We start from the raw sequence: 12977 nt of genomic DNA, 5'->3' as shown, positions 1-12977 counted from the left end.
CCGTAAGGGTTTCAGGTCGGGCGATCTTAACAAGCGGACCGCCGCGCGGGGTCGAGCGATCCTTCCAAACCGCCATCGGGCACAGCGCACACGCACGGATCGGGCCCGATCGCCCGTGGGAGCGGGGCGCCGCATTACAATGTCGCCCATGACGCAAACAGTGCTCCTCGCCATCGATACGTCGACCGAATACTGCTCGGTCGCGCTGCTGCGCTCGGCCCACGCCGATGACGCCGTTTCCACCCCGCAAACCTGGGTCCGCCACGAGCTGACGGGCGCCGTGTCGAGCACGCGCGTGCTGCCGGCCATCCAGGCGCTTTTCGCCGAATCGGGGCTGACGCTCGCCGATTGCGACGCGATCGCGTTCGGCGCGGGCCCCGGCTCGTTCACGGGCCTGCGCACCGCGACGGGCATCACCCAGGGTCTCGCGTTCGGGTGCGGGCTGCCGGTCGTGCCGATCGGCACGCTGCTCGCGTGCGCCGAGCACGCGCGGCTGCGTGCGCCCGGCACGACCCGCGTGCTGGCCGCGCTGGATGCGCGGATGGATGAAGCCTACTGGGCGGACTTCGCGTGGGACGACAGCGTCGGCGACTGGCGCACGCTGCATCCGGCCTCGCTCGATGCACCGGGTGCCGTCGGCGTGCCCGATGCGCCGTTCACGCTCGCGGGTAATGCAGCCGCCGCGTTCGGCGCGCAGTTGCCGGCCGCGGCGCACGCGGCCGTGATCGACGGCGACGCGATGCCGCACGCGCTGGCGGTCGCCCATGCCGCCCTGCGCGCGTTTCGCGCCGGCCGTGCGGTGCCGGCCGATCAGGCCGCGCCGGAGTATGTGCGCGACAAGGTTGCGCAGACGACCGCCGAGCGCGTCGCGGCACGGGCCGCGCAGACGGGCGGAGCGAAGGGATGACGGGCGTACTGCTGAGCGACAGGTATCTGGCGCCGATGACGGATGCCGATCTCGACGAGGTCGTCGCGATCGAGCACGTCGCGTATGAATTCCCGTGGAGCCGCGGCAACTTCGAGGATTCGTTGCGCAACGGCTATCTGGGCGTGTGCCTGCGGCACGTGACGGGTGCGCTGATCGGCTATTGTGTGCTGATGCCCGTGATCGACGAGATGCACCTGCTGAACCTGTGCGTCGCGCCGGCTGTGCAGCGCGCGGGGGCGGGCCTTGCGCTGCTGCGCGAGGCCGTGCGCATTTCGCGCGCGGAGGGGCTCGACGGCGTGCTGCTCGAAGTGCGGCCGTCCAATCTGCGCGCGGTCCATCTGTACGAGCGTTTCGGCTTCATGACGATCGGCCGGCGCAAGAATTATTACCCGGCGAAGCATCACAGCCGGGAGGACGCGATCGTGATGCGTCTGACGCTGAACAAGGACGAAGGGGACGCGCATGGCATGGGCTGAAGCGGCGCTCGAGGAAATAGGCCTCGCGCAGATCTGGGTGCGGCGCGGGCAAAGCGCGGATGCGGGCACGGACGAGGGCGCGGCAGCCGAAGCGCCCGCCGCGGCGCAAACCGGCATGGCGGAAGCCGCACCGGCCGCCGCAATCGAGCGACCTGCACGCACCGCGCGTGCGCCGGTGCAGGACGAGGCGCCGCCGGCCGTCGCGCGTAGCCGCGATGCTGCGCCGGCTCGCGAGCCTGTCGCTCCGGCGCGGCGCGTCGATGACGGCGACCGCGCGCCGGCACCGGTCGAGCCGATTGTGCCGATCGCGTCGACCGACACGATGCCGCCGATGGACGACATACCGCCTGCCGACGCCGACGATTTTGCGTGGTTCGATGCGGCGCCGCCGGGCGACTCCGTGCCGGTGCTCGAATCGCGTCCCGTCGGTACGCCGGTTGCCGCACTCGACTGGGATGCGCTGGCCGCGCGCGTGGCCGACTGCACGCAGTGCCGGCTGTGCGAGAAGCGGACCAACACGGTGTTCGGCGTCGGCGACCGCGAAGCGGACTGGATGCTGATCGGCGAAGCGCCGGGCGAGAACGAGGACAAGCAGGGCGAGCCGTTCGTCGGCCAGGCCGGCAAGCTGCTCGACAACATGCTGCAGTCGCTGTCGCTCCAGCGTGGCGACAACGTGTACATCGCGAACGTGATCAAGTGCCGGCCGCCGGGCAACCGCAATCCGGAGCCGGACGAGGTCGCGAGCTGCGAGCCTTATCTGCAGCGTCAGGTCGCGCTCGTGAAGCCGAAGCTGATCGTCGCGCTCGGCCGCTTCGCCGCGCAGACCCTGCTGAAGACGGACGCGAGCATCGCGTCGCTGCGCGGCCGCGTGCATGCGTACGAAGGCGTCCCGGTGATCGTGACCTATCACCCGGCGTACCTGTTGCGCAGCCTGCAGGACAAGTCGAAGGCATGGGCCGACCTGTGCCTCGCGCGCGACACGTTCCGGCGCGCCGAGGGTGCCGACGCGAACGGGCCGGCCGGACAATGACGACCGGCGCGGCGGTCGCATTCGTCGATACGCTGCACGACGTCGCGGTTCGGGATCTGGGCTGGCTGCTGGCCAGCCCGAGCCTGCTCACCGCGGTACCGGACGCGCCGCTTGCGCGCCCTTGGCCGGATGCGGCCGGACAGTCGGCCGTCGAAGCATGGCTCGCCGCGCTCGATGCGCAGCCCGAGCCGCTGCATCGCGCGCTCGACGGGTTCCGGCCCACCCGGCTCGGCCGCTACGCCGAATGCCTGCTCGAATATTTCCTGACGCACGGGCCGTCGCTGCGGCTCGTCGCGGCCAATCTGCCGCTGCGCAGCAACGGCAAGACGCTCGGCGAAGTCGATTTTCTCGTCGACGCGCCGGACGGGCGGCGCCTGCACTGGGAACTCGCGGTGAAGTGCTATCTGTGCGCGCCGGTGCAAGCCGGTGCGTCGCTCGCCGATTTCGTCGGCCCCAACCTCGTCGACCGGTTCGACCGCAAACGCAGCCGGTTGCTCGATCACCAACTGCGGCTCGGCGATCGCGACGGGTTTGCGCGGCTCGGTTACGGCGCGCCGTCCGACGCGCAGATGTTCATCAAGGGCTGGTTGTTCTATCCGTACGATGCGCCGTTACCGCCGGTGTCCGCGGAAATCGCGCCGGATCACCCGCGCGGTTTCTGGCTGACGCACGCGCAGTGGCCGGCCTGGGCGGCCGCGCAGCGTGCCGGCGCCGCATGGAGCGTGTTGCCGAGGCTGGCGTGGCTGGCGCCGCGACGTGCCGCCGCCGATGCCGGATTCGACCCCGAGCCGCTGGCGGCCGCTTTGGAGCTGCCCCCTGTGTTGACGGCCCGCGAGGCCCCCGCGCTGATCGGCATTCATGAAAAGGGGAGTGACGGCACGTGGCGCGAACGGGCGCGTGGCTTCGTCGTGCCGGACGACTGGCCGGTGCGCGCACAGGCGTTCGCGGCGCAGGATCACTGACGCCGCGTCAGCCGGCGCTCACCACCAGCGATGGAAGTGATGGACAGGGCCGACGCCGTGGCCGACGTCGAGGTGGCCGCTCGCGGCGATTGCGCCGGTCAGGTAGGTCTTGGCTTCGCGCACCGCGCTTTCGAGGTCGGGCTGCTGCGGTAGCAGCGCGGCGATCGCCGACGACAACGTACAGCCCGTGCCGTGCGTGTTGCTGACCGGCACGCGCGCGCCGTCGAGCCGCACGGTGCGCGTCGCTTCAACGAGCCAGTCGGGGCTCGCGGACGCGTCGGGCAGGTGGCCGCCTTTCATCAGCACGGCGCGCGCGCCCGTCCGTAACAATGCCTGACCTTGCCGGACCATGTCGGGTTCCGTGGTTGCGGGCACATCGTTCAGCAGCGCGGCCGCTTCGGGCAGGTTCGGCGTCACGACCGTCGCGAGCGGCAGCAGCGCCTCGCGCAACGCGTCGACGGCATCGGGCGCGAGCAGCGCGTGCGCGCTCTTCGAGATCATCACCGTGTCGAGCACGACGAAGCGCGGCGCGTAGCGGCGCAGCGCGTCGGCGACCGCGTGCACGATCGCCGCATTCGCGAGCATTCCGATCTTGACCGCATCGATGCGGATATCGCCGAACACCGCGTCGAGTTGCGCGGTCACGAACGCCGCATCCGGCGCATGCACGCCTGTTACGCCGCGCGTGTTCTGGGCGGTCAGCGCGGTGATCACGGTCGCGCCGTACGCGCCGAGCGCGGAAAAGGTTTTCAGGTCGGCCTGGATGCCGGCGCCGCCGCCCGAATCGGAGCCGGCGATCGTCAGGATGTTGGGTATCGGATGCGTCATCGGGGCAGCGCGCCGGTTCGAAGACCGGCGCTGGCGGACGGAAACGGAAAGTGTAGCGTCAGTGCCGCGATTCGCCGATCAGCGCGACCGAGTCGAACTGACGCTGGTTCGCCTGGTGGCGGCGCATCACGAGCCACATCGTCAGGCAGACGAACGTGCCGAACAGCACGATCACGACGCCGACCGGCACGTCGAGCCACACGAGCACCGCATACAGGCACAGCATCACGAGCACCGACAGGTTCTCGTTGAAGTTCTGCACCGCGATCGAGTGGCCGGCCGACAGCAGCACGTGGCCGCGATGCTGCAGCAGCGCGTTCATCGGAACGACGAAGTAGCCGGACAGCGCGCCGACGCAGATTAGGAAGATGTACGCGATGATCAGGTAAACCGGCAGGCGCAGGTGGCCCAGGTGCGCGGCCCAGTGCGGCGGGAACAGGTCGCGCGAATAGAACGCCATCAGCATCACCGCGATGCCCATGATGATGCCGACCGGCAGGACGGTCAGCGACTTCTTGAGCGGCACCCGGCTGGCCGCGGCGATCGCGCCGGCCGCGACGCCGAAGGCGACGACTGCCTGCAGCAGCGCACCCTCGGACAGCGACATGCCGAGCGACACCTCGGCCCATTTCAGCACGATGAACTGCAGTGTCGCGCCCGCGCCCCAGAACAGCGTCGTGACCGCCAGCGAGATCTGGCCGAGCTTGTCGCGCCAGAGCACCATGAAACAGTCGGCGAAGTCGGCCACCAGCTTGATCGGCCCGTGTTGCTGTTTCGGGTAGCGCGCGCCGGTATCGGGAATGCGCAGATTGAACAGCGCGGCGATCACGTAGATCAACAGGATGACCGCGATCGCGGCTTCGGCTGGCGTACCGATCCACGCCGGCGTATGCGCGATGACGTGCGACGCGATATGCGGACTGATCAGCGCGCCGCCGAGCACGGTGCCGAGGATGATCGAGCTGACGGTCGTGCCTTCGATCCAGCCGTTCGCGGCAACCAGCCGGTCGGCCGGCAGCAGCTCGGTAAGAATGCCGTATTTGGCCGGCGAGTAGGCTGCCGCGCCGAAGCCGACGATCCCGTACGCGATCAGCGGGTGGGCGCCGAACAGCATGATCAGGCAGCCGATCACCTTGATCGAGTTGGTGATGAACATCACGTGGCCCTTCGGGCGCGAATCCGCGAAGGCGCCGACATACGCCGCCAGCACCACATAGGACAACACGAAGAACAGCTTCAACAGCGGTGTCATCCAGTTGGGTGCGTGAAGGTCTTTCAGCAGGGCAATGGCGGCGATGAGGAGCGCACTGTCGGCCAGCGACGAGAAAAACTGCGCGGCCATGATGGTGTAAAAACCTTTTTTCATCTGATGCGATGCTTTCGTCGCTGCGGCAGGGCCGCGTAGGCCGCCTGGTATGCGATCGGCTTATTCCGTTCGAAATGGGTTGTGCGCACGGCTTTATAACATGAAAATACGCCAATTCGGACTAGCAAGATTCCCCGATCGTTCCGCAAATTGTCGGCTTCAGTGCTCAAAAGGCGCGGTAAGCTGATGATTCGCAAGCGTCTTTACGTAAATTTCCCATGCCGCGCCCGATCTCCGCCACCATCCACACCGCCGCTCTCGCGAACAATCTCTCCGTCGTCCGCCGCTTTGCCGGCCCGTCCAAGGTCTGGGCGGTCGTCAAGGCCAACGCGTACGGCCACGGTCTCGCCCGCGTTTTTCCCGGCCTGCGCGGCACCGACGGTTTCGGCCTGCTCGACCTCGACGAGGCCGTCAAGCTGCGCGAGCTCGGCTGGGCCGGCCCGATCCTGCTGCTTGAAGGGTTCTTCCGCTCGACCGACATCGACGTGATCGACCGCTACAGCCTGACGACGACCGTCCACAGCGACGAGCAGATGCGGATGCTGGAAACGGCGCGGCTGTCGAAGCCCGTCAACGTGCAGCTCAAGATGAACAGCGGGATGAACCGGCTCGGCTATCTGCCGGAGAAATATCGCGCCGCGTGGGAGCGCGCCCGCGCGTGCCCCGGCATCGGCCAGATCACGTTGATGACCCATTTTTCGGATGCGGACAACGAGCGCGGCGTCGCCGAGCAGCTCGCGACGTTCGAGCGCGGTGCGGAAAACATTGCCGGCGCGCGCAGTCTCGCGAACTCGGCGGCCGTGCTGTGGCATCCGGATACGCACTTCGACTGGGTGCGGCCGGGGATCGTGCTGTACGGCGCGTCGCCGTCCGGGCTGTCGTCCGATATCGCCGACACGGGGCTGAAGCCTGCGATGACGCTCGCGTCCGAGCTGATCGCGGTGCAGACGATCGCGAAGGGGCAGGCCATCGGTTATGGCTCGACGTTCTCCGCGCAGGCGCCGATGCGGGTCGGCGTGGTCGCGTGCGGTTACGCGGACGGCTATCCGCGGGTCGCGCCGGAAGGCACGCCGGTGATCGTCGACGGCATCCGCACGCGGATCGTCGGCCGCGTCTCGATGGACATGATCACGGTCGACCTGACCCCGTGCCCGCAGGCTGGCGTCGGCGCGCGCGTCGAACTGTGGGGCAACGCGCTGTCGATCGACGACGTCGCCCGCCATTGCGGGACGATCGGCTACGAGCTGATGTGCGCGGTCGCGGGCCGCGTGCCCGTGCGCGCGGAATAAGGGCGTCGCGCGTGGCCAAACAGAAAACCGTATACGTCTGCAGCGAGTGCGGCGGACAGACCCCGAAATGGCAGGGCCAATGCCCGTCGTGTCAGGCTTGGAACACGCTGGTTGAATCGGTCGCCGAATCGCCGGCTGCCCATCGTTTCCAGTCGCTCGCGAAGCGGGCGCCCGTCCAGCGTCTCGTCGACATCGAAGCGGCCGATGTGCCGCGCTTCTCGACCGGCATCGGTGAATTCGACCGAGTGCTCGGCGGCGGGCTGGTTCCCGGCGGCGTCGTGCTGATCGGCGGCGATCCGGGCATCGGCAAGTCGACGCTGCTGCTGCAGTCGCTCGCGGACATCGCGAGCGAGCGGCGCGCGCTCTATATCAGCGGTGAGGAATCGGCCGCGCAGATCGCGTTGCGCGCGCAACGGCTTGCGCTGCTCGACGGCGGTGCGGTGGCGGACGAACTGAAGCTGCTCGCCGAGATCCAGCTCGAAAAGATCCAGGCCGCGATCGACGCGGAACGGCCGGACGTGGCCGTGATCGACTCGATCCAGACCGTCTATTCGGAAGCGCTCACGTCGGCGCCGGGCTCGGTCGCGCAGGTGCGCGAGTGCGCGGCGCAGCTCACGCGCATCGCGAAACAGTCGGGCACCGCGATCATCATGGTCGGGCACGTGACGAAGGAGGGCAATCTGGCCGGCCCGCGCGTGCTCGAGCACATCGTCGACACGGTGCTGTACTTCGAAGGCGACACGCATTCGTCGTTCCGGCTCGTGCGTGCGTTCAAGAACCGCTTCGGCGCGGTCAACGAACTCGGCGTGTTCGCGATGACCGAGCGCGGGCTGCGCGGTGTCGCGAATCCGTCCGCGCTGTTCCTGTCGCAGCACGAACAGGTCGTGCCTGGCTCGTGCGTGCTCGTTACGCAGGAAGGCACGCGCCCGCTGCTCGTCGAAGTCCAGGCGCTCGTCGACACGGCGCACGTGCCGAACCCGCGCCGGCTCGCGGTCGGCCTCGAGCAGAACCGGCTCGCGATGCTGCTCGCGGTGCTGCACCGGCACGCAGGCATCGCGTGCTTCGACCAGGACGTATTCCTCAATGCGGTCGGCGGCGTGAAGATCACCGAGCCGGCTGCCGACCTCGCGGTGCTGCTCGCGATCCATTCGTCGATGCGCAACAAGGCGCTGCCGAAGGGGCTGATCGTGTTCGGCGAAGTGGGGCTGGCGGGCGAGATCCGGCCGTCGCCGCGCGGGCAGGAGCGTTTGCGGGAGGCGGCGAAGCTCGGCTTCACGTCCGCGCTGATTCCGAAGGCGAATGCGCCGAAGCAGCCGATCGAAGGGCTGAACGTGATGGCCGTCGATCGGCTCGAACAGGCGATCGACCGCGTGCGCGATCTCGAGTGACCGGCCCGGCAGGCGCTCGGGCCGTGCCTGCCGGCGATCTGTCGCGTAATTCGTTGTAAAGAATATGTAGGGTTCTGTAACCCGCCGGACATCGCTTTTCCCTATCCTTTGCCGGATTGTCGAACCGCGCAATGCGAAGGGATCCTATGTTGAAATCGTATGGGGAAGCGCCGAGCGGACGCCTTTACAACCTGCGTGGCTGCCGTGTGTCGGAGCCGATTCGCCAACCCTGGGGCGGCGGATGCCGGATCGTCGAATGGATCGACGACGAAGGGCGCCTGGCGCGCAAGGTCGTGTCCGAGGACGTGACGGAAGCGGAGGTCGCCGCGGCGATCCGGCGGCCGACCGAAGGGCGCCGGCACCTGATGGGCGACGACGAGCAGATGCCGCGCGACACGTTGCCGCGCCGCTGAGCCGGCAAGCGCGGCGAGTAGCCGGCGAACGGTGCGACGACGGTAGTAAATGAACAGGCCGGGCCCGTGAGCCCGGCCTTGTCGCATCTGGACCCACAGAGGGCCAGATGGACTTTGAGGTACCGCGATACCCAGAAATCGCAGCGCAGAGGCGGCCGGCACGCCGGGCTGGCGTATCGGCATTGTGGCCGGCTGCGCCGCGACAGCGTTCAGCCGATCTGCTCGAGCTCTTCCTGCGCGGCGAGCCAGCCGGCCTCGACCGTTTCGAGACGCGTGTTGACGTCCCCGAGCTTGCGGATCGCGTCGGTCAGTTCCGTCTTGCGCTCGGCTTCGTAGCTCGCCGGATCGGCGACGAATGCGTCGAGGCGCGCCTTCTCCGCGTGCAGCGTCTCCATTTCCTTTTCGAGCTTCGTGATACGCGTCTGCAGCGGCTTTTTCAGCACCGACAGGCGCTGGCGTTCTTCGGCAGCCTGACGCTTCTGATCCTTGCGGTTGGCTGCGGCGCCGGCACCCGAAGAAGCCGCGCTGTCGGCTTTCGCGGCGGCGCGCTGCTCGGCCGCGTGCTGCAGCAGCCAGTCGCGGTAGTCGTCGAGGTCGCCGTCGAACGGCTGCAGCCGGTGCTTCGCCACCAGCATGAACTGGTCGGTCGTCGCGCGCAGCAGGTGGCGGTCGTGCGAGACGAGGATCAGCGTGCCTTCGAACTGCGCGAGCGCCATCGTCAGCGCATGACGCGTTTCGAGGTCGAGGTGGTTGGTCGGTTCGTCGAGCAGCAGCAGGTTCGGCTTCTGCCAGATGATCAGCGCGAGCGCGAGGCGTGCCTTTTCACCACCCGAAAACGGCCCGACCGGCGTGGTCGCCATGTCGCCCGAGAAGTTGAAGCCGCCGAGGAAGTCGCGCAGTTCCTGCTCGCGCGTGTCGGGCGCGAGCCGCGCCAGATGCGCGAGCGGCGAATCGTCCTCGCGCAGCGTTTCGAGCTGGTGCTGCGCGAAATAGCCGATCGTCAGCCCCTTGCCGTCGCGGACGTGCCCCGACAGCGGCGCGAGCGTGCCGGCCAGCGTCTTGATCAGCGTCGACTTGCCCTGGCCGTTCGCGCCGAGCAGGCCGATACGCTGGCCGTTCTGGATCGACAGCGCGACGCGCTCGACGATCGGGATTTCCGCTCCGCCGTCGGCGTGGTAGCCGCAGCGGACGTCTTCCATCACCATCATCGGGTTCGGCGCGGCATCGGGCGTGCGGAATTCGAACGTGAACGGCGACGCGATGTGCGCGGGCGCGATCAGCTCCATCTTCTCGAGCGCCTTCATCCGGCTCTGCGCCTGCTTGGCCTTGGTCGCCTTGGCCTTGAAGCGGTCGACGAAGCTCTGCAGGTGCTCGATCGTCTTCTGCTGCTTTTCGTAGGCGCTTTGCTGCAGCGCCAGTTGCTGCGCGCGCAGCACTTCGAACTGCGAGTAGTTGCCGCCGTAACGCTTCACCTGGCGGTTTTCCAGGTGCAGCGTGACGTTGCAGATCGAATCGAGGAATTCGCGGTCGTGCGAAATCACGACGAGCGTGCCGGGGTAGCGGTGCAGCCAATCCTCGAGCCAGACGATCGCGTCGAGGTCGAGGTGGTTCGTCGGTTCGTCGAGCAGCAGCAGGTCGGAGCGGCACATCAGCGCCTGCGCGAGATTCAGGCGCATGCGCCAGCCACCGGAGAAGCTGGCGACGGACTCGCGCGTCTGCGCGAGCGTGAAGCCGAGGCCGAGCAGCAGCGCCTCGGCGCGGGCGGGCGCGGTGTAGCCGTCGGCGTCGGCGAACGCCGCGTGCGCGTCGGCTTCGGCGGCGCCGTCATGCGCGGCGGAAGCGGCGGCGATGCGCGCCTCGATCTCGCGCAACGCGGCGTCGCCGTCGAGCGTGTAGTCGAGCGCTGAACGATCGACGGCGGGCGTTTCCTGCGACACATGGGCGATTCGCCACGACGGCGGCATCGAGAAATCGCCGCCGTCCGAGTGCAGCTCGCCGCGCAGGACCGAGAACAGGGTCGACTTGCCGGCGCCGTTCGCGCCGATCAGGCCGGCTTTCTCGCCGGGATTGAGCACGAAGGAGGTCGACTCGAACAGCGGCTTGGTGCCGCGCGCAAGGCTGAACTGATTGAAACGGATCACGGCGGAAATGACTGGCCAAAACCGCTATTCTAGACTGCGCGCCGCTCGCGCCGGGCATTGGCCGTTCGGCGGATGCCGCAATGGGGCAATTTCGCCTAGACTCCACGTCGATCCGGTTTCATAAAAGGAGTGCCCGATGTCCACCCTGTATTCGTTCAGCGCAGAGACGCTTGCCGGCGCGCCGGCCTCGCTCGATGCGTATCGCGGCAAGGTGCTGCTGATCGTCAACACCGCGAGCGAGTGTGGTTTCACGCCGCAGTACGCGGGCCTGCAGAAGCTGTACGACCAGTACGCGGCGCGCGGCTTCTATGTGCTCGGCTTCCCGTGCAACCAGTTCGGCAAGCAGGAGCCCGGCGACGCCACGCAGATCGGCGCGTTCTGCGAGCGCAATTACGGCGTCACGTTCCCGATGTTCGCGAAGATTGACGTGAAGGGCGACCATGCGCATCCGCTGTACCGCTACCTGACCGACGAGGCGCCCGGCATTCTCGGCCTCAAGGCGATCAAGTGGAATTTCACGAAATTCCTGATCGATCGCGAAGGGCGCATCGTCAAGCGCTATGCGCCGTCGACCAAGCCCGACGAAATCGCCGCGGATATCGACAAGCTGCTGTGACGGCGGCTGGCGGCGTTCGCGGCGCCGGTGCGGATCGCACGGGCGCCGTTGTCCCGGCCGTTACAGGATCGGTGCGAACAGCCGCGCGACATGCATCGCGATGCGCCGCCACGCGGGCGATTGGCGGTATTCGGTCGCATCAACCTCGTACGCCTGCGCGAAATCGGCATCGAGCATCGCCTCGACTTCGTCGGCGAACGTGCGGTCGACGGTCAGCACCATGATCTCGAAATTGAGGCGGAACGAGCGGTTGTCGAGATTCGCGCTGCCGATCGCCGCCGCGATGCGGTCGATCAGCACGACCTTCTGGTGCAGGAAGCCGGGCCGGTAGCGGAACACCTTGACGCCCGCATCGACCAGGTCGCGCGCGTACAGCTTCGACGCTTCGAATACCACATAGTGATCGCGCCGGCTCGGGATCAGGATGCGCACGTCGACGCCGCGCATCACGGCGAGCTTCAGCGCCGAGATCACGGCTTCGTCGGGGACGAGGTACGGCGTGGTGATCCAGACCCGCTCGCGCGCGGCGTTGATCGCCTCGACGAAGAACAGCGAGCCCGTCTCCTGCTTGTCGGCCGGCCCCATCGGCACCGCGAGGCAATGCATGTTGTCACCGGGCTGCGCGGGCGGCGGCAGGGCGAGCGGCGGCAGCTTCTGCGTCGCCCAGTGCCAGTCTTCGGCGAACACGTACTGGATGCTCGCGACCACCGGGCCGCGGATCTCGATGTGCGTGTCGCGCCACGGCGACAGGCGCGGCTTCGCGCCGAGATATTCGACGCCGACGTTGTGGCCGCCGACGAACGCGCGATTGCCGTCGACGACGACGATCTTGCGGTGGTTGCGGAAGTTGAGCTGGAAGCGGTTCACGAACTTCCGGTTGGTCGCGAACGGATGAACCTCGACGCCGCCCCGGCGCAACGCGTCGACGTAGCTGTGCGGCAGGTCGAAGCTGCCGATGCTGTCGTACAGCAGGCAGCAGCGCACGCCGGCTGCCGCGCGCGCGAGCAGCGAGTCGCGCAGCATCCGGCCGAGCGCATCGTCGCGCACGATGAAGAACTGCACCACCACGTAGTCGCGCGCGGCGTCGATGGCCGCCAGGATCGCCGAGAACGTCGCGTCGCCGTTTACGAGCGTGCGCACCGAATTGCCGCCGAGGAACGGCATGCCGCCGAGCCGCGTGAGCGCGAGCACCGCCGCCTGGCCGATTGCGTCGGCGGCCGGCCCATCGGTCGCGTCGCTGCTGAGCCAGGGCGAGCGCGGTGTGTGCATGCGCAACATTTCCAGCTCGTGGCGCCGCGCGTCGACGTAGCCGGAGAACTTGCTGCGGCCGAGGAACAGGTACGGAATGAGCGTCAGGTACGGCATGGCCGCGAGCGAGACGGCCCACGCGATCGCGCCTTGCGACGTGCGCGTGTTCATGATCGCGTGGCACGCCGCGACGATCCCGAGCACGTGGATGGTCAGGATCAGGGTGCCGAGATGTAGCCAGTCGAGGGTCATGGGCGCGTGACGGACTCCTGAGGTCGCGCGGCCGGGCGGC

12 protein-coding genes are annotated in these 12977 nt (G+C 68.0%); 8 read left to right on the top strand and 4 right to left on the bottom strand.

The window, feature by feature from the left end; all coding sequences use genetic code 11:
• Positions 1-139: 139 nt before the first annotated feature.
• The 4 genes from tsaB to QZM67_RS22185 are packed head-to-tail and all read left to right on the top strand — an operon-like array spanning position 140 to position 3396.
• Complete coding sequence (gene tsaB, locus QZM67_RS22200; protein ID WP_175024978.1) at positions 140-907, top strand: tRNA (adenosine(37)-N6)-threonylcarbamoyltransferase complex dimerization subunit type 1 TsaB; 768 nt, start codon at positions 140-142, stop codon at positions 905-907.
• On the top strand, positions 904-1404 hold the full coding sequence (rimI, locus tag QZM67_RS22195; protein ID WP_175024977.1) for a ribosomal protein S18-alanine N-acetyltransferase: 501 nt from the start codon (positions 904-906) through the stop codon (positions 1402-1404). Before tsaB ends, rimI begins: the two co-directional genes overlap by 4 nt.
• Positions 1391-2434, top strand: coding sequence for a uracil-DNA glycosylase (locus tag QZM67_RS22190; RefSeq protein ID WP_301806679.1), 1044 nt, complete (start codon positions 1391-1393; stop codon positions 2432-2434). The genes rimI and QZM67_RS22190 overlap by 14 nt, the downstream gene beginning before the upstream one ends.
• The gene (locus QZM67_RS22185; protein WP_175024975.1) at positions 2431-3396 is read left to right on the top strand and encodes a DUF1853 family protein; all 966 of its coding nucleotides are present in this window, start codon (positions 2431-2433) and stop codon (positions 3394-3396) included. Before QZM67_RS22190 ends, QZM67_RS22185 begins: the two co-directional genes overlap by 4 nt.
• 18 nt (positions 3397-3414) lie before the next feature.
• On the opposite strand, the gene thiD is transcribed toward QZM67_RS22185, so the two are convergent.
• Positions 3415-4224: a bifunctional hydroxymethylpyrimidine kinase/phosphomethylpyrimidine kinase gene (thiD, locus tag QZM67_RS22180; protein ID WP_175024974.1), complete on the bottom strand. Its 810-nt coding sequence runs from the start codon at positions 4222-4224 to the stop codon at positions 3415-3417.
• A 58-nt stretch (positions 4225-4282) separates the two neighbouring features.
• A complete protein-coding gene (lplT, locus tag QZM67_RS22175; protein ID WP_043189228.1) occupies positions 4283-5590 on the bottom strand; it encodes a lysophospholipid transporter LplT in 1308 nt (435 codons plus the stop codon).
• 218 nt (positions 5591-5808) lie between these two features.
• On the opposite strand from lplT, the gene alr reads away from it, so the two are divergent.
• The 3 genes from alr (at position 5809) to QZM67_RS22160 (ending at position 8680) form a co-directional block, all read left to right on the top strand.
• Complete coding sequence (alr, locus tag QZM67_RS22170; RefSeq protein WP_175024973.1) at positions 5809-6879, top strand: alanine racemase; 1071 nt, start codon at positions 5809-5811, stop codon at positions 6877-6879.
• A gap of 11 nt (positions 6880-6890) precedes the next feature.
• On the top strand, positions 6891-8267 hold the full coding sequence (gene radA / locus QZM67_RS22165) for a DNA repair protein RadA (RefSeq protein ID WP_175024972.1): 1377 nt from the start codon (positions 6891-6893) through the stop codon (positions 8265-8267).
• Positions 8268-8413: 146 nt separating this feature from the next.
• Positions 8414-8680, top strand: coding sequence for a DUF2866 domain-containing protein (locus tag QZM67_RS22160; RefSeq protein ID WP_039342663.1), 267 nt, complete (start codon positions 8414-8416; stop codon positions 8678-8680).
• Positions 8681-8889: 209 nt separating this feature from the next.
• Here QZM67_RS22160 and QZM67_RS22155 read toward each other — a convergent pair whose 3' ends face one another.
• On the bottom strand, positions 8890-10821 hold the full coding sequence (locus QZM67_RS22155; RefSeq protein WP_175024971.1) for an ATP-binding cassette domain-containing protein: 1932 nt from the start codon (positions 10819-10821) through the stop codon (positions 8890-8892).
• 136 nt (positions 10822-10957) lie between these two features.
• On the opposite strand from QZM67_RS22155, the gene QZM67_RS22150 reads away from it, so the two are divergent.
• A complete protein-coding gene (locus QZM67_RS22150; RefSeq protein WP_089450845.1) occupies positions 10958-11437 on the top strand; it encodes a glutathione peroxidase in 480 nt (159 codons plus the stop codon).
• A gap of 60 nt (positions 11438-11497) precedes the next feature.
• Here QZM67_RS22150 and cls read toward each other — a convergent pair whose 3' ends face one another.
• A complete protein-coding gene (gene cls, locus QZM67_RS22145; protein WP_301806668.1) occupies positions 11498-12937 on the bottom strand; it encodes a cardiolipin synthase in 1440 nt (479 codons plus the stop codon).
• Positions 12938-12977 lie beyond the last annotated feature (40 nt).

The organism is Burkholderia sp. AU45251, from assembly GCF_030482905.1.
GTDB lineage: Bacteria > Pseudomonadota > Gammaproteobacteria > Burkholderiales > Burkholderiaceae > Burkholderia > Burkholderia aenigmatica.
This window is presented reverse-complemented; position numbering and strand designations above follow the sequence as displayed.

Coding starts and splice junctions, on each gene's coding strand:
- thiD (WP_175024974.1), bottom strand. CDS start 4,224: ATGACGCATCCGATACCCAACATCCTGACGATCGCCGGCTCCGATTCG.
- QZM67_RS22150 (WP_089450845.1), top strand. CDS start 10,958: ATGTCCACCCTGTATTCGTTCAGCGCAGAGACGCTTGCCGGCGCGCCG.
- QZM67_RS22185 (WP_175024975.1), top strand. CDS start 2,431: ATGACGACCGGCGCGGCGGTCGCATTCGTCGATACGCTGCACGACGTC.
- lplT (WP_043189228.1), bottom strand. CDS start 5,590: ATGAAAAAAGGTTTTTACACCATCATGGCCGCGCAGTTTTTCTCGTCG.
- QZM67_RS22190 (WP_301806679.1), top strand. CDS start 1,391: ATGGCATGGGCTGAAGCGGCGCTCGAGGAAATAGGCCTCGCGCAGATC.
- QZM67_RS22160 (WP_039342663.1), top strand. CDS start 8,414: ATGTTGAAATCGTATGGGGAAGCGCCGAGCGGACGCCTTTACAACCTG.
- rimI (WP_175024977.1), top strand. CDS start 904: ATGACGGGCGTACTGCTGAGCGACAGGTATCTGGCGCCGATGACGGAT.
- tsaB (WP_175024978.1), top strand. CDS start 140: ATGTCGCCCATGACGCAAACAGTGCTCCTCGCCATCGATACGTCGACC.
- alr (WP_175024973.1), top strand. CDS start 5,809: ATGCCGCGCCCGATCTCCGCCACCATCCACACCGCCGCTCTCGCGAAC.
- cls (WP_301806668.1), bottom strand. CDS start 12,937: ATGACCCTCGACTGGCTACATCTCGGCACCCTGATCCTGACCATCCAC.